At 39.2% G+C, this 15,282-nt stretch carries 15 protein-coding genes; 7 read left to right on the plus strand and 8 right to left on the minus strand.

Annotated elements, in window-relative coordinates; all coding sequences use genetic code 11:
* The first annotated feature begins 2 nt into the window (after nucleotides 1-2).
* From virB9 to virB11, 3 genes are read left to right on the plus strand one after another with little or no spacing between them, the layout of a single operon-like run.
* Nucleotides 3-809 carry a P-type conjugative transfer protein VirB9 gene (gene virB9 / locus D1093_RS00870; RefSeq protein ID WP_120100003.1) on the plus strand — a complete coding sequence of 269 codons (807 nt, stop codon included), beginning with the start codon at nucleotides 3-5 and terminating at the stop codon, nucleotides 807-809.
* Complete coding sequence (gene virB10, locus D1093_RS00875; RefSeq protein ID WP_120100005.1) at nucleotides 809-1,951, plus strand: type IV secretion system protein VirB10; 1,143 nt, start codon at nucleotides 809-811, stop codon at nucleotides 1,949-1,951. The genes virB9 and virB10 overlap by 1 nt, the downstream gene beginning before the upstream one ends.
* Nucleotides 1,926-2,987: a P-type DNA transfer ATPase VirB11 gene (virB11, locus tag D1093_RS00880; RefSeq protein ID WP_120100006.1), complete on the plus strand. Its 1,062-nt coding sequence runs from the start codon at nucleotides 1,926-1,928 to the stop codon at nucleotides 2,985-2,987. The genes virB10 and virB11 overlap by 26 nt, the downstream gene beginning before the upstream one ends.
* 1,447 nt (nucleotides 2,988-4,434) lie before the next feature.
* Here the strand turns inward: virB11 and D1093_RS00885 are convergent.
* The 7 genes from D1093_RS00885 to rimM form a co-directional block, all read right to left on the minus strand.
* Nucleotides 4,435-5,214: a succinate dehydrogenase iron-sulfur subunit gene (locus D1093_RS00885; RefSeq protein WP_005774220.1), complete on the minus strand. Its 780-nt coding sequence runs from the start codon at nucleotides 5,212-5,214 to the stop codon at nucleotides 4,435-4,437.
* Nucleotides 5,215-5,228: 14 nt separating this feature from the next.
* A complete protein-coding gene (sdhA, locus tag D1093_RS00890) occupies nucleotides 5,229-7,073 on the minus strand; it encodes a succinate dehydrogenase flavoprotein subunit (RefSeq protein WP_120100008.1) in 1,845 nt (614 codons plus the stop codon).
* 6 nt (nucleotides 7,074-7,079) lie between these two features.
* Nucleotides 7,080-7,466 carry a succinate dehydrogenase, hydrophobic membrane anchor protein gene (gene sdhD / locus D1093_RS00895; protein ID WP_120100010.1) on the minus strand — a complete coding sequence of 129 codons (387 nt, stop codon included), beginning with the start codon at nucleotides 7,464-7,466 and terminating at the stop codon, nucleotides 7,080-7,082.
* A gap of 18 nt (nucleotides 7,467-7,484) precedes the next feature.
* Complete coding sequence (gene sdhC, locus D1093_RS00900) at nucleotides 7,485-7,886, minus strand: succinate dehydrogenase, cytochrome b556 subunit (RefSeq protein ID WP_120100012.1); 402 nt, start codon at nucleotides 7,884-7,886, stop codon at nucleotides 7,485-7,487.
* 486 nt (nucleotides 7,887-8,372) lie between these two features.
* Nucleotides 8,373-8,813, minus strand: a complete 441-nt coding sequence (gene rplS / locus D1093_RS00905; RefSeq protein WP_120100014.1) for a 50S ribosomal protein L19 — start codon at nucleotides 8,811-8,813, stop codon at nucleotides 8,373-8,375.
* Between the two features lie 210 nt (nucleotides 8,814-9,023).
* Nucleotides 9,024-9,722, minus strand: a complete 699-nt coding sequence (gene trmD / locus D1093_RS00910) for a tRNA (guanosine(37)-N1)-methyltransferase TrmD (protein ID WP_120100016.1) — start codon at nucleotides 9,720-9,722, stop codon at nucleotides 9,024-9,026.
* A gap of 302 nt (nucleotides 9,723-10,024) precedes the next feature.
* Nucleotides 10,025-10,570 carry a ribosome maturation factor RimM gene (gene rimM, locus D1093_RS00915; RefSeq protein WP_120100018.1) on the minus strand — a complete coding sequence of 182 codons (546 nt, stop codon included), beginning with the start codon at nucleotides 10,568-10,570 and terminating at the stop codon, nucleotides 10,025-10,027.
* A 130-nt stretch (nucleotides 10,571-10,700) separates the two neighbouring features.
* On the opposite strand from rimM, the gene D1093_RS00920 reads away from it, so the two are divergent.
* Together D1093_RS00920 and D1093_RS00925 are read left to right on the plus strand one after the other, a co-directional pair.
* Nucleotides 10,701-11,522 carry a SapC family protein gene (locus D1093_RS00920; RefSeq protein ID WP_120100019.1) on the plus strand — a complete coding sequence of 274 codons (822 nt, stop codon included), beginning with the start codon at nucleotides 10,701-10,703 and terminating at the stop codon, nucleotides 11,520-11,522.
* Nucleotides 11,523-11,525: 3 nt separating this feature from the next.
* Nucleotides 11,526-12,494 (plus strand): tyrosine recombinase XerC, encoded by a 969-nt coding sequence (locus D1093_RS00925; protein ID WP_120100021.1) that lies wholly within the window; start codon nucleotides 11,526-11,528, stop codon nucleotides 12,492-12,494.
* A gap of 580 nt (nucleotides 12,495-13,074) precedes the next feature.
* On the opposite strand, the gene D1093_RS00930 is transcribed toward D1093_RS00925, so the two are convergent.
* Nucleotides 13,075-13,347 (minus strand): BolA family protein, encoded by a 273-nt coding sequence (locus D1093_RS00930; protein ID WP_120100022.1) that lies wholly within the window; start codon nucleotides 13,345-13,347, stop codon nucleotides 13,075-13,077.
* A 123-nt stretch (nucleotides 13,348-13,470) separates the two neighbouring features.
* Between D1093_RS00930 and D1093_RS00935 the strand changes: the two genes are divergently transcribed.
* Together D1093_RS00935 and cobS are read left to right on the plus strand one after the other, a co-directional pair.
* A complete protein-coding gene (locus D1093_RS00935; protein ID WP_120100024.1) occupies nucleotides 13,471-14,091 on the plus strand; it encodes a J domain-containing protein in 621 nt (206 codons plus the stop codon).
* A gap of 204 nt (nucleotides 14,092-14,295) precedes the next feature.
* Nucleotides 14,296-15,276, plus strand: a complete 981-nt coding sequence (cobS, locus tag D1093_RS00940) for a cobaltochelatase subunit CobS (RefSeq protein WP_120100025.1) — start codon at nucleotides 14,296-14,298, stop codon at nucleotides 15,274-15,276.
* The last annotated feature ends 6 nt before the right edge of the window (nucleotides 15,277-15,282 follow it).

Below are 15,282 nucleotides of genomic sequence, written 5' to 3' on the forward strand. Positions count from 1 at the left end.
TTATGAAAAAACTCGCATTTGTTGTTCTATTGTCTTCGTTTTCTTCTCTTTATACAGGATCTGTTCAGGCACTCAAAAGTCCATCAAATTCACAATATGATCACCGCATTCGCTATATAACATATAACGAAGCCGATGTGGTTCAAATTGAAACAGTTCTGGGAGTAGCAACACATATTATTCTTGAAGAAGGTGAACAGTATATTACTCATGCCTTTGGCGATTCAGAAGCCTATGCTTTTGCGCATAAAGGGCGGCATATTTTTATTAAACCAAAAGCAGAACTTGCCAATACCAATCTCATCGTCGTAACGGACAAACGGAGTTACAAATTCCGACTGCAATTTCGAAATGACCGTGCGGGGTCAACCTATGAATTAGCTTTCCATTATCCCGATTCAACCGATGAAAAGTCAGAAGAAAACAACCGACGCCTTGCCATTGAACGTGGTTTTCACCAAAGCGTGAAGGGTTATAATCTCAGTTACACCATGAGCGGTCATCAAGATATTGCTCCCATCAATGCTTGGGACAATGGGCGTATTACTTACTTCAAGTTTCCCGCTAACATGGATATGCCATCAATTTATGTCGTAGATGCTGAAGGGAATGAAAGCTTAATTCCACGCACCGTCATCGGCAGTTCTAATGATATTATCGCCGTTCATAAAGTAAATCCTAAATGGCTCATACGACTTGGTAAACGTGCTCTAGCTGTTTTTAACGAAGCCTATGACCCCCATGGTATACCAAACACAACTGGAACAGTATCTTCGGTGGTTTATCGTATCAATAAAGGAGGAAAATAATGTTTGACAATAAGGAAGGAGATGAAAAAGGTAGAAAACTGGACAATATAGAGCAAAAACATATTGAAGATGACTATGGGAGCTCCGAACTAGGTTCAGATCATCGTCCGACAATTCCAGGTACCCGTGTATTATTAATCGTAGGACTTATTGTCATCGTAGCGGTACCAATTGCTTTGACTTGGAAAGCTTTTAAAATGCGTAATACCGTAGAAATTGAGGAAGAAAAACCGCAACAAACGGTACAGCAAATTATACCAAGCTATACCCCGCGGGTTATAGAAGAGCCAAAGCTTGTAGAAGAATCAGAAAACTTAACAAAACCAGAAGATTCAAGCCTAGATATTTCACCAGCCTTAGCTAAACTTCTTCAAACAACTGTTCCTCCACATATGCTTCAGGATTCCGAAGAATTAGCGCGCAGACGTATGCTTAGTTCTAGTCTTAACAATGGTGGGAGCGAAGGATCTACGGAGACAAATAAAACATCGAATGATGACAGTAGTGCATTAAATCTCCAACCTGTACGTTTAGGGCAATCACATGCAGCGCAACTCCGTAACCGTGATCTCTTAATTACACAAGGAACGCAAATAGACTGTACATTGGAAACAAAAATCATCACGTCACAACCAGGAATGACGACATGTCATTTAACACGGGATATTTATTCTACAAGCGGTCGTGTTGTTTTGCTCGATCGTGGTTCTAAAGTCGTTGGTTTTTACCAAAGTGGCTTACAGCAAGGGCAAACACGTGTGTTTGTGCAATGGTTACGCATTGAAACGCCTTCTGGAGTTATTGTCAATCTTGACTCACCTGGTACAGGTCCTCTTGGTGAAGCAGGTATGGGTGGCTGGGTTGATAGACACTTTTGGGAGCGATTTGGTGGCGCAATTATGGTGAGTATCATCGGTGACTTAGGAGAGTGGGTGAGAGGTAAAATCAATAAAAGTAGCAAAGAGGATAAAGAAAAAACACAGCCACAAGGAGCTCATAATGCTGAACTTATAGTAAACGATGTTATTCAAAATTCGATCAATATAACACCAACTCTTTACAAACACCAAGGCGAACGAGTGAATATTTTTGTTGCTCGTGATCTGGATTTCAGCGATGTCTACAGTCTCGTCACACGTTAACCCGATACAAAAAGATCAAGCAGTTTCTCAGCTTTTGCAACCGCTTGATCGTTTCTTAGAAGATCCGAAGATCACTGAATTATCGATCTGCCGCCCCTGTGAATTATGGACAAAAAGTTTCAACGGGTGGCAGGTCCATAGCGTACCTGAGTTAACAACAGCTTTTTTGCAAACGCTTATTACAGCGATTATCGTTTATAACGGAATGGCTCCCAGAAGTATTAATTACGTGCTCTTGCCTGGTGGACAACGTGGTACAATTATCCAAGCGCCCGCTGTCGTTGATGGTGCTCTTTCCTTTGTGATTCGTAAACATTCTCTCATAGTTAAAACGTTAGAAGAACTTAAAGAAGAAGGGACATTTGATGATTTTTCCGATGTAAGTTTTAATAAGCCTTCAGCAAAAGAAGCCAATAACTTGTTATCGAAGCAGGACTTCACACGGTTGGAACCATTTGAAGTTCAGCTCTTACAACATAAACGTGAAGGAAAAATTCTTGAATTTTTAGAAGAATGTGTCCTCCACAAACGCAACATTATCATTGCAGGCAAGACAGGATCGGGTAAAACAACATTTGCCCGCTCACTCATTGAAAAAGTTCCTGTAGAAGAGCGTATTATCACGATTGAAGATGTTCATGAGCTTTTTCTACCCAATCACCCTAATCACGTAAATATGATTTATGGTAACAATGTGGGTCGTGTTTCAGCGGAAGAATGTCTAGATGCATGTATGCGTCAATCGCCTGACAGAATTTTTCTTGCTGAATTACGAGGCAATGAGGCATGGGAATATCTCAATTCACTCAACACAGGTCATCCTGGATCGATTACAACGACACATGCCAACAGTGCTTTACAAACATTTGAGCGATGTGCCACCTTGATTAAAAGATCAGAAGTTGGTCGCCAACTCGAGATAGAAATGATCAAGCTCGTTCTTTACACAACAGTTGATGTCGTGTTGTTCTTTAAAGATAGAAAACTTTCTGAAGTTTTTTATGACCCGATTTTTGCTAAATCAAAAATCACTTAAAAGAGTCTTGCATTCTCGATAAGAGCACACAAATAAAAAAAAAGCCGTAACCAATTTACGGCTTTTTATTGAATATCGCTCTTCTCTTTGCTTCTCCAATGTATTTTCTACACTCTTCATGAACAGAAGAAACAAGTGAATAGAAAACAAAATCGCATATGAGGTTTTATTCTTTTATCTTTGATCATTCTCTCTATTTATCTTTTGAAAAGATATATTTGATGCAAAAGAAAAAAAATAAATTTTGATTCGCCTATCAATAAGAACTTCATGAAAGAGATACCGATAATCATCAATAATTATCATGATCAAGACAAAAGCTTATTTTAAGCGATCAATAAATACGTTTTTTAATCAAACAATCTCCATATACAGAGAATCCAATATAAGTTATAGTCTCATTCTGATTGAGCATCTATAAATCACATGTCATTCAGGAATAAAAAGTATAGTGACATATCGATCCTGCTTGGAAGAAGAAAGTTTCTTATCCTATACCAGCTTGTAAACAATCAAATTTCTCTAAAGAAAGCTTTGCTAACCATATCACGTGAGACTCATATCCCCAGCCCAAAAGATTAAACTTCTCAACCCAAACTGATCTTTAACTCTCTGTCTCTTTGCCTAGCGGGGTAAACTTTTAACCACTTTAAGCACTACATTGCAAATGACGGTATTTTACAGCACAATCAAATAAATACACAAAGAATAACGGATCATATCATTAATAATTGTAGAGCTCTCTTTTATATTAAGAAATGTATTTTATACTGAAAAATAAGGATTAAACTTATATAAATTTGATCTTTCCTCAAAAGCCTTTTGGGCTCTCTAATAAATTCAAATCGTTTGACTTTATAACAGTTTTAAACAACTCCCACTTAATTATATAATCTATCAGAATAATAGAGAGTGATTTCATGCTCTCCGATTTTGAAAACTATAAATTTTGTTTTTTAATGTACTTAACAATCGAATGCCTAAAACAAAATATGACCTTTAAATATATGGGATGATGATATCAAAAGCCCTCAATCACTGCATATCAGCAGTATTTTCGATATATAACAAACGTATCGTAAAATTACGAACTATCGTCATTCCTTTTTATTTCATTTGAATGATTTACATGCGTTATAATGTTTGTATTATTCTGTGTCTTTTTGCCCTATTGTAAGATAAGCTTTTTTATAAAAAACGATTAAGTGAATCATACATTAAAATGAGAATTTTGATACAGATTTAATGAAAATAAAAACACACAGGATATTATTTTTACATAACATGCTGTTTTAAGTGTTTATTTTACCCACAAGACTAATGTTTTTTTAAGCAATAATAATTATGTTGATCATCTTATGGAAGCCAATGGGCTCTTAGAGATCAAATCTCTAAAGGTACATACTATTTCTAACCTTAACCTTTTCTTTCATGAAGGCGTTATTTTTTAAAGGCGGCGTTCAACCATGAGTTTTTTAATTTCAGCAATCGCTTTTGCTGGATTTAATCCCTTTGGACAAGTTTGTGCACAATTCATAATCGTATGACAGCGATAAAGGCGGAAAGGATCTTCTAAATTATCTAGACGTTCACCACACATCTCATCACGTGAATCGGCAATCCAACGATAAGCTTGGAGCAAAACAGCGGGCCCCAAATAACGATCACCATTCCACCAATAACTTGGACATGATGTTTGGCAACAGGCGCACAAAATACATTCATAAAGACCATCAATTTTTTGGCGATCGGAGTGACTTTGTAACCACTCTTTTGCAGGTTCAGGAGAAACTGTTTGCAACCAAGGTTCAATGACTCTGTGTTGAGCATAAAAGCGCTTTAAATCAGGAACCAAATCTTTCACGACTGGCATGGAAGGCAAAGGATAGACCTTAATGGGATGCTTTACATCATCCATACCTTTTGTACAAGCTAATGTATTGGTTCCATCAATATTCATCGCACAGGAACCACAGATGCCTTCACGGCAAGATCGACGCAGTGTCAAAGTCGGGTCAATATGGTTTTTAATGAACAAAAGCCCATCAAGAATCATAGGACCACAAGCAGAACGATCCACATAATAGGTATCCAGATGGGGATTTTCCTCATCATCAGGCGACCAACGATACACGTGAAATTCTGTCAGTTTTGTCGCACCTTCAGGTTTAGGCCAAACCTTTCCTGGTTTTACTTGAGAATTTTTGGGAAGCTTAATTTGTACCATATTTCATTCTCCCCTTAATAGACTCGTTTTTTAGGTGCAATGCGCTTTAAATCGATTCCTCCATCAGCTTCAGATGTTAATGGGTCCACATGGACAGGTCGATATGATAACGTCACCTTACCTTCTTTTGACAAATGTGAAAGCGTATGTTTTCGCCAATTTTTATCATCACGCTCTGGATAATCTTCACGGGCGTGAGCGCCACGGCTTTCTAAACGTGCTGCCGCAGAATGAACCGTCATGATAGCATTTGCCATGAGATTTTGAAGCTCTAATGTTTCAACCAAATCAGAATTCCATATCATGGAACGATCTGTGACTTTAAGGTCAGACAATTCCTCCCAGATTTTATTCATCCGTTGGCATCCCTGTTGCAAAGAATCTTCTGTACGGAAGACTGCTGCATCTTCTTGCATGGTGCGTTGCATTTTTTCACGCAATAGAGCTGTTGGTATGGCTCCTTGTGCAAAACGCAAACGATCAAAACGCGCCATAATTTCGTCAACCGCTTCTTCATTCAAAGGTGGAACTTCAGCGTTTCGATCAATCACTTCACCCGCACGAATAGCAGCAGCACGCCCAAACACCACAAGATCAATCAATGAATTTGATCCCAAGCGGTTAGCACCATGAACAGAAGCGCATCCCGCTTCACCCACTGCCATTAGCCCTGGTTGAATACGATCAGGCGAATCAGCTGTTGGATTGAGAACTTCTCCGTAGTAGTTGGTAGGAATCCCGCCCATATTATAATGAACCGTTGGCAAGATGGGGATCGGTTCTTTTGTGACATCCACCCCTGCAAAGATTCGGGCGGATTCAGAAATCCCTGGTAAACGCTCGTGTAAGATTGCAGGATCAATATGATTGAGAACCAAATGAATATGATCCTTCTTAGGTCCAACGCCACGCCCTTCACGAATTTCCAGCGTGATACAACGTGAAACCAAATCGCGTGAAGCTAAATCCTTAAAGGAAGGCGCATAGCGCTCCATAAAGCGTTCACCTTCAGAATTGATTAAATAGCCCCCTTCCCCACGAGCACCCTCTGTAATGAGACAACCAGAACCATAAATGCCTGTAGGATGGAATTGCACAAATTCCATATCCTGAAGGGGTAATCCAGCCCGTGTGATCATTCCACCCCCATCACCCGTACAGGTATGCGCCGATGTTGCAGAAAAATAAGCACGTCCATAACCACCAGTTGCAAGAACAACCATCTTAGCAGAAAAACGGTGTATTGTACCATCATCGAGATTCCACGCCACAACCCCGGTACAAACCCCATCGGTCATGATAAGATCGAGTGCAAAATATTCAATAAAAAATTGCGCATTATGTTTTAAGCTTTGTCCATAAAGCGTATGCAAAATGGCATGGCCTGTACGATCTGCTGCAGCACAAGTCCGTTGAACAGGTGGCCCCTCACCAAATTGTGTCGTATGTCCACCAAAGGGACGTTGATAAATTTTGCCTTCTTGCGTTCGGGAAAAAGGAACGCCATAATGTTCTAATTCATATACAGCAGCAGGGGCATTACGCACCAAATATTCCATTGCATCGGTATCACCCAACCAATCAGAGCCTTTCACGGTATCATATAAATGCCACTGCCAATTGTCAGGTCCCATATTTGAAAGCGATGCGGCAATTCCCCCTTGTGCTGCAACCGTGTGTGAGCGCGTTGGAAAAACCTTCGTGATACAAGCTGTTTTTAATCCTTGTTCTGCCATACCCAGTGTTGCACGTAATCCTGCACCACCTGCCCCAACAACAACAACATCAAATTTATGATCTACAGTGTGATAAGGGGCGTTACCTGCTTTAGCGCCCAAAGATGATCTTGTACCCGCCATATTTGTTTAACCCCCTAATGCAATTTTTAAAAGAGAAAAAATAATGACACCGCCCATGAAAAAACAAAATAAAATATTTAATGTTAAAAAGAATAACCGGAAACCTTCGCGTGGAATATAATCTTCAATCACCACCTGCATAGTAAGTTTCATGTGATAAAGAACTGAAAGAGTCATCAATCCCATCAAAATAGCAACAATAGGATGTGCAAGCCTTGCACGCACAACACTATAGTCCTTGCCCACAAGCGAAAGAATAAGAACAATCAAAAAGATTAAAAGCGGTAGATTGATAAACCCTGTCAAACGTTCTCGCCAAAAATGCTCTGTTCCTTCATGCGCACTCCCCCGCCCCCGTACTTTTCCAAGTTCCGTTCGAAAATCTTTTTTCATGGCTCTTTTCACCCCCAGCTACACAACGGTATATCCAATAATCCAAATTGCAAAAGTAACAATAAGAGAAATAAACACTGTTGCCCAAGCAGTAACTGTTGCCTTTTCTTTTTCTAAAAGGCAAGGCTTCAGATCCCACACAATGTGGCGAAGTCCCCCAACCATATGATGAACTCCTGCCAAAGTATAAAGAAACAAAATACACAATCCAAACCAAGAACTATAAATGTCGTGAACTGTTCTAAATGCCTCCTCGCCACAGGCAATAGCAATTAACCAAACAGCAAAAAAAACCGTTCCAACATAAAGGGCCATACCCGTAATGCGGTGTGCAATAGACATGGCCATAGTAATTGTCCAACGATAAATACTGATATGAGGGGAACGAGGGCGCTCTTTTATCCTAGTTGTCTCTGTCATAAAATATCCTGACCTGGTTTTTGCAACCGCAATGAACGAGAAGGTTCACACAAAATGACCAAATATACTCTCTCGTTTTTACTTGTTTGGCATCTCAAGATACCGATTACAGGTCGGTTGTCTCAAATAACGGATTAAAGGTCACGCATAAAAAGAACCGATTACTCCACGGATATGATCCGCAAAACTTGCCTTAATCTAATACACTTTTATCTTAACGTCAAAGGCCTAACATCTTTTATCAAATATAAACAGACATTTTTCAAACTATACTTACTCCGTTTGAGTATCCACGACATGTGCAATGATACCCTGCACTTCACCCATTTATGTAAGAATAAAAAAGAGACAAAATTTGGATAGGTTAAACATTTTTATGTCCCCTCCCAGCCTTTTACAAGCCTTTTAAATGACAAAGCGAATCATAAAAGACACAAAGAAGCGGCATAAAAGCCGCTTTTGCATAAAGTTTAACCGATATAATTTTTACTCAGCAACGTGCGTTTCAACATCTGTACTTACGGGGGGTGTTACTACTTTCTCAACACCCTTTTCATCTTTTTTTCGATAATCTCTCTTTTCAGCAATACGGGCAGCTTTACCTCTCAAACCACGAAGATAATAGAGTTTTGCCCGACGCACTTTACCACGACGCACCAGCTCAACAGCTTCAATCAAAGGAGAATAAACAGGAAATACCCGTTCCACTCCTTCGCCATAAGAAATCTTGCGGACTGTAAAAGTCTCATTCAACCCGCCGCCTGAACGCGCAATACAAACCCCTTCATAAGCCTGAACACGTGTCCGCGTACCTTCCGTCACACGCACCATAACACGGACTGTATCTCCTGGTTTAAAGGCTGGAAATTGACGTTTTTCTTCAATTTTTGCACATTGTTCAGCTTCAAGCTGTGCGATAATATTCATTTTTTTATCCTTCATGTTCTTTATCGAACAGTCAGAGCGCTCAACTCTTACCCAAAAAGCCTTGTTCTACGAAAAGATGCTCTTTAGGCTATGCCTTATTACAGGAGCGAATACACCATTCCTTCATTTTACTTTTGGAACTATAGAAAACCTTTTATTCAAAATTCTCTCAAAAAGAGAGCCATGCAATACACCACCTTATCCTATGAATCAAGTTTTCTGACGATTTTTATCATAACGCGCATAAAGATCAGGGCGGCGTTGACGTGTTAACAATTCGGCTTGGCTTTGACGCCAATCTGCAATCGCCTTATGATGACCTGAGGTTAACACGGGCGGAATCTCTCGTCCTTCGAAAAGAGAAGGGCGCGTGTATTGGGGATGTTCCAGCAAACCATTTTCAAAACTTTCACACTTTGCAGAAGCTTTATTTCCCATCACGCCAGGGAGAAGACGGATAATAGCATCTAAGATAACCAGTGCGGCAGTTTCACCGCCTGAAAGAATATAATCACCAATAGAAACTTCTTCTAATTCCCGTGCTTCTATAACTCGCTCATCAACGCCTTCAAACCGTCCACAAACCAATGTTACGCCCGAATCACCAGCCAAACGACGCGCATAAGCTTGATCAAAAGGGCGCCCACGTGGACTCATCAATAATCTTGGCGAATCCTGTGGACAATGATCAAGCGCAGCTGCTAATACATCCGCCCGCATCACCATACCAGCCCCCCCACCAGCGGGTGTATCATCAACGCTATGGTGTTTATCCAAAGCAAAATCTCTAATCTGCACTGTCTCCAGAGACCAAATTCCGCGTTCTAAAGCTTGCCCTGCTAAAGAATACCCTAAAAAACCAGGAAACATTTCAGGATAAAGAGTTAAAACGCGCGCCTGAAACTTCATTTTTATTTTTTCATCCTCATTTTCTTAAACAGACTTTTAGCAAAAATAGCACAAACCAATTCCATATAACGCTATAGCGTTAATTGGAATCTTCTTAACCTGCGACCTATTCAATAGGGTCCTTTTCATACTTAAACTTTCAAAAAAGACTCTAAAAATTCAGAAATATTTCAAGATAAAATGCTTACAATATCTGCTCAAAAGTATTCTCTTAATCTTTGCATACTTTTCACTTTTTATTGACAAAATTCGCCAATTATTTTTTACTCTCATCTTTATTTTCTTAGATTCAAGCCATTTCGTTACTGATCATTTTCTCTCTCACTGCTCAGGCCAGCCGCCATGGGATCAACAATAAGAAAACCAGAATCCATACAAATTTCTGGTACCGCCACCTTACTAAAAGGAATAAGTACTCTTTTACCTATATTCAAACGTATTTCAAGCAAATCACCAGCTCCAAAATTATAAAAACCACACACTTCGCCTAAGATTTTCCCCCCATATTCTTGAACACACAACCCTATTAAATCAACTTGATAAAACTCATCATCCTCTAAATCATCAATCAATTGATCACGCATCACATAAAGATGAATCCCTTTTAAAGACTCAGCAGCATCACGATTTTCTACCCCTTTAAAACGGACAATCGCGTTATTTTTTTGTGTGCGAAGAGTTACAATTTCATAAGAACGCCCCATATCATCATAAAGAGTCCCGTAAGATTTGAAACGCTGTGGCTCAGCACTTAAAATTTTAACAAAAACATCTCCTTTTATACCATGAGGCATACCAATAATGGCAAGATAGACTTTATTTTTAAGCTTTTCTTTATTATACTTCATACAAAAACATTATCTCTCAAAAGTGAACCCTCAATCTTAATCATTTCTATTCAATCTTGTTGCCATATGAGACAATCTTTCCAAAAGACCTTTCTTGGTAACAAAAACAAATTACAAAGGAGAAAGTCTTATGGCAAATATTATGCTATTTTACAAAGATATCACGCCAATCAATAAAGTTTCCCATAAAAATCTAAAATTTGCGCCACCAAGTGATATGTCTTTTGCCAAAAATACGCACTGGGTTCCTTTAGCAAGTACTGAATATTTTCAAGCAGCCCTAGACTATCCTATTTTGTTTATGTGCGCTGAAGATGAACAAAAAAAACGGCACTATACATCCGCCGCTCTTGTTGGTCTTTCTAACGACGAAAATGACTATATCGCCTCTGATAAAAGTTGGAAAACCAATACTTATGTTCCAGCTTTTGTCCGTCGCTATCCTTTTGTTTTAGCACAAATTAGCAATGAAAAAGAACTTTCTGTTTGCTTTGATCAACAGTCAGGGATGTTTAATGAAGTTGCAGGAACAGAACTTTTTAATTCCGATGGCTCTATTTCTCCTTTTATGGAAGAACGTATTCGTTTTCTTGAAAGTTTTAAAATCGCTATGGAGAAAACCTCTGAATTTATTGATGCCCTTGTGGAAATGGATCTTCTCAGTCAAAAATCAATCAATGTGAAAAACGATCAGGGTCTCTCAGCACAATTAGAAAATTTTTGGGTTGTTGATGAAGAAAAACTGAATAAACTCTCAGCAAGCCAACTTGCCAAACTGCATAAAAATGGCTTTTTAGGGCTAATTTTTGCCCATTTAATGTCGACGCATAATCTTTTAAAAATACTCTCTCTTAAAGGTGAAAAGCAACTTATCAATCATGAGAAAAAGCTCGAAAATAAGAATGATCATTCTGACGTTGAACAACCTAAAAAGAAAGAAACCCTCAACTAGATAATGCCTATAAAAAACGACAAGAGAAAAGATGAAAATAGTCCTCTCATTCCAGCAGACCCTGCGGTTTTAACTGCAAGGAAAAGCTGGTTAGAGAGTCTTGTAAAAACACGTCGTATGTCCGCACAAACAGCGCAAGCCTATGAACGTGATACGCGGCAATTTTTATCTTTTCTCTGTCAACACTTAAGCCAAGCACCAACTTTCACAGATCTTGCTCATTTACGTGTCAGTGACCTGCGTGCTTATCTTGCTTATCGGCGTACAAACAATATCAGTGCTCGCTCTTTAAGCCGTGGAGTAGCAGGCATTCGTTCTTTTTTCAAATACCTATCCCGCGAAGGAATTGTCAATGTTCCCGCTGCTCAATTGATCAAAAGCCCCAAACATCCAAAATCACTCCCAAAGCCTTTAGCGATAAAATCAGCCCTCCACATCGTTAAACAAGAAAATCAGCTGGAAAACGAACCTTGGATTAACGCGCGTAATGCTGCTGTCCTTATGCTTCTCTATGGCTGTGGAATGCGAATATCAGAAGCCTTAAGCCTCACACCAGAACAATTTTCTGATTCTGGAAAAACAAGTTTATTCATAACAGGGAAAGGAGGAAAAACACGCCTCGTTCCTCTCATCAAAATTGTTTACGAAGCTGTCCAAAATTATCTCAAATGTTGCCCATATCCTTTAAGAGATAACCAACCCCTATTTCGCGGTGCGCGAGGGGGGCCCCTACAGCCCGCTATTATTCAGAAAACTGTCCGCAATTTACGTGCAAGTCTCGGGTTACCAGAAACAGCCACCCCCCATACACTACGTCATTCTTTTGCCACCCATCTTTTATCACGGGGGGGAGATTTGCGAACAATTCAAGAACTTCTTGGGCACGCTAGTCTTTCCACCACACAAACCTATACCCATGTCGATACAGACCATTTGTTAGAAATTTATAAAAAAGCCCATCCTCGTTCTTAAAAACACCTCATCAAAAAAATTAAAGTGTTGCAACATCAAGTTCTAAAGCGCGGACACAAATCGCGAACTCTTCTTGTAAAAGGAGAATAAAGTCGCTCAATAGATTTCTATGTGCATCATAAGATTTCTATGCGCATCATATTGGAAAAACGATAATGCTTTGGTTTATAATGATGATAGTGCGTTTTTCAATTTAAGTGCGAATTTTAAATATCATAAAATTCTCTCATTTTAAATCTGTTCCTGTCGAATTAACCAAAGACGAATCAATCAAAACCTCTTGCTTGCACACATCATAAGTAGGTTGGCTGTAGGGGAAACTGGACAAGAAAGGCATGCCTCTTAAATCATTTTAAGCGCTAAGAACCGGGCAACACCCACGAGCTGGAAAAGTGTGTGACCATGCTCTCTTGCTCTTTTATGAAGCGTAAAGAGGAAGTGCTCAATAGATTTTATACACTTTATGGGGGGCTTATCCTTATACCATTCACACACACCGTCGCGAAATAGATGTAACAAGCGTCAAGAAATGTTTTTTTAACAAAAAAAAACGGCTCTAAAAAATTTTTTAAGAGAAAAATTAAAACTTCTCAATCTCAAGCGCCAAAGCATGGACACAAGTCGCGAGCTCTTCTTTTAAAACTTGATAAATCGCTCGATGAATTTCTACGCGCGTCATATTGGAAAAAGAAGAAGATAAAATCTTCACGCGAAAATGTGTTTCTCCTTTCCCATCAAAAGCATGTTCATTATGGGGATGTCCCTCATGAAGATGACTCTCATTAATCACCTCAAGTTTCTGCGGATGAAAAGCATCCTGAAGCTTTCTCTTGATTATTGTTTCTGTAGACATTTTTCATTCCTTAACAAAATGAAAGGACAAGAATAAACCTTTTTCTAATTAAAATAAGTGTGAAAACAAATTTTTCAAAAGTCAATTCTTGTAAAATTAATCAATTTTGCATAAAGCAATAATATGGCAATAACATCTAAATTATTCGATTCAATTCGCATAAGCTCAAATAAAAAACAAAAATCTGAGCCGGAAGCGCAACAGTGTCAGTGGGAAGGGTGTGAAAAAACAGGAACCCATAAGGCACCGGCAGGTCGAAATCACGAAGGTCAATATTTACATTTTTGTATTGACCACGTGCGTGCTTATAATAAAAATTTTAATTACTTTTCTGGTCTTAGCAATCAAGATATTGCAAAGTTCCAAAAGGATGCGCTCACAGGGCATCGCCCAACATGGCCGACAGATCTTAGCAATGGTACAGCGAAAAAAACTGCTGCCAATTATGCAAAGATTCGCTCTGGAACAGCGGCCTATCAAAATCGTATGCGTGATCCCTTCACGCTTTTTACCGGACGGCATTCAAGCAATAATTTCTCACGAAAATTAAAGCCCTTAGAAGCAAAAGCTTTTGATACACTAGGACTACAAGCAAACGCTTCAGCAGAAGATATAAAAATGAAATATAAAGAGTTGGTAAAAAAGCACCATCCTGATTCCAATGGGGGTAATCGTGCTTCAGAAGAGCGCTTTCGCGATGTTTTGCATGCTTATAATTTGCTCAAAAAATCTGGTTTGTGCTAAAAAACACGTTTTTATATGAACCCTTCTCATTGAGACCATCACTCTTTACATAAAACATTCTTACCTTCACAAAACATTATAGAATATGTGAAAACGATCTTCCTTCATCTCTAAGGCTCTCGTCATAGAGCATTGCATAAATACTCTAACTCTTGTATCGTTTTCTCATGAAATAAATAGCGTCCTTTCCCTGCCAGAAACATCATGACAAATTTTACCGTTGAAAATACACCCGATATTACAGTTTGCGCTCGTGACTTGTTTCATATTGAAACAGATATGAAAATTCCTGCTTTTAGCACAAAAAGCCCGCATGTTCCTGATATCGATCCCGATTATCTTTTTGATCCGCAAACAACTTTAGCGATTCTCGCAGGTTTTACTTTTAACCGTCGTGTTATGGTTTCCGGCTATCACGGAACAGGGAAATCAACGCATATTGAACAAGTTGCAGCCCGTCTCAATTGGCCTTGTCTTCGCATTAATCTCGACAGTCATGTAAGTCGTATCGATCTTGTAGGAAAAGACGCGATTGTTTTAAAAGATGGCTTACAAATCACTGAATTTAAAGAGGGCATTTTGCCATGGGCTTATCAAAATAATATTGCTCTTGTTTTCGACGAATATGATGCAGGGCGTCCTGATGTTATGTTTGTCATCCAACGGGTTCTTGAAACCTCTGGAAAACTAAGCTTACTTGATCAAAGCCGTGTTATTTCTCCTCATCCAGCCTTTCGTCTTTTTGCAACAGCCAATACCATTGGTCTTGGCGATACAACAGGGCTTTATCATGGTACCCAACAAATCAATCAAGCTCAAATGGACCGCTGGTCTATTGTAACGATACTCAATTATTTACCCCATGATAAAGAGGTTGATATTGTTTGTTCAAAGGTCAAATCTTTTCAAACGGCTGAGGGGAAAAAGACAATTTCACAAATGGTTCACGTTGCTGATATGGTCCGCCAAGCTTTTATCAATGGGGATCTTTCAACAGTCATGAGCCCGCGGACTGTCATTACTTGGGCAGAAAATACCACAATTTTTCAAGATGTCGGCTTTGCCTTCCGGTTAACCTTTCTCAATAAATGTGATGAACTCGAACGTGCCGCTGTCGCAGAATTTTATCAACGCGCCTTTGGACAAGAGCTTTCCGAATCACTCATGCAGGGTGTCTTGTCTTAAAGGAAT

This window comes from Bartonella kosoyi (assembly GCF_003606325.2).
In the GTDB taxonomy this organism is placed as follows: Bacteria; Pseudomonadota; Alphaproteobacteria; order Rhizobiales; family Rhizobiaceae; genus Bartonella; species Bartonella kosoyi.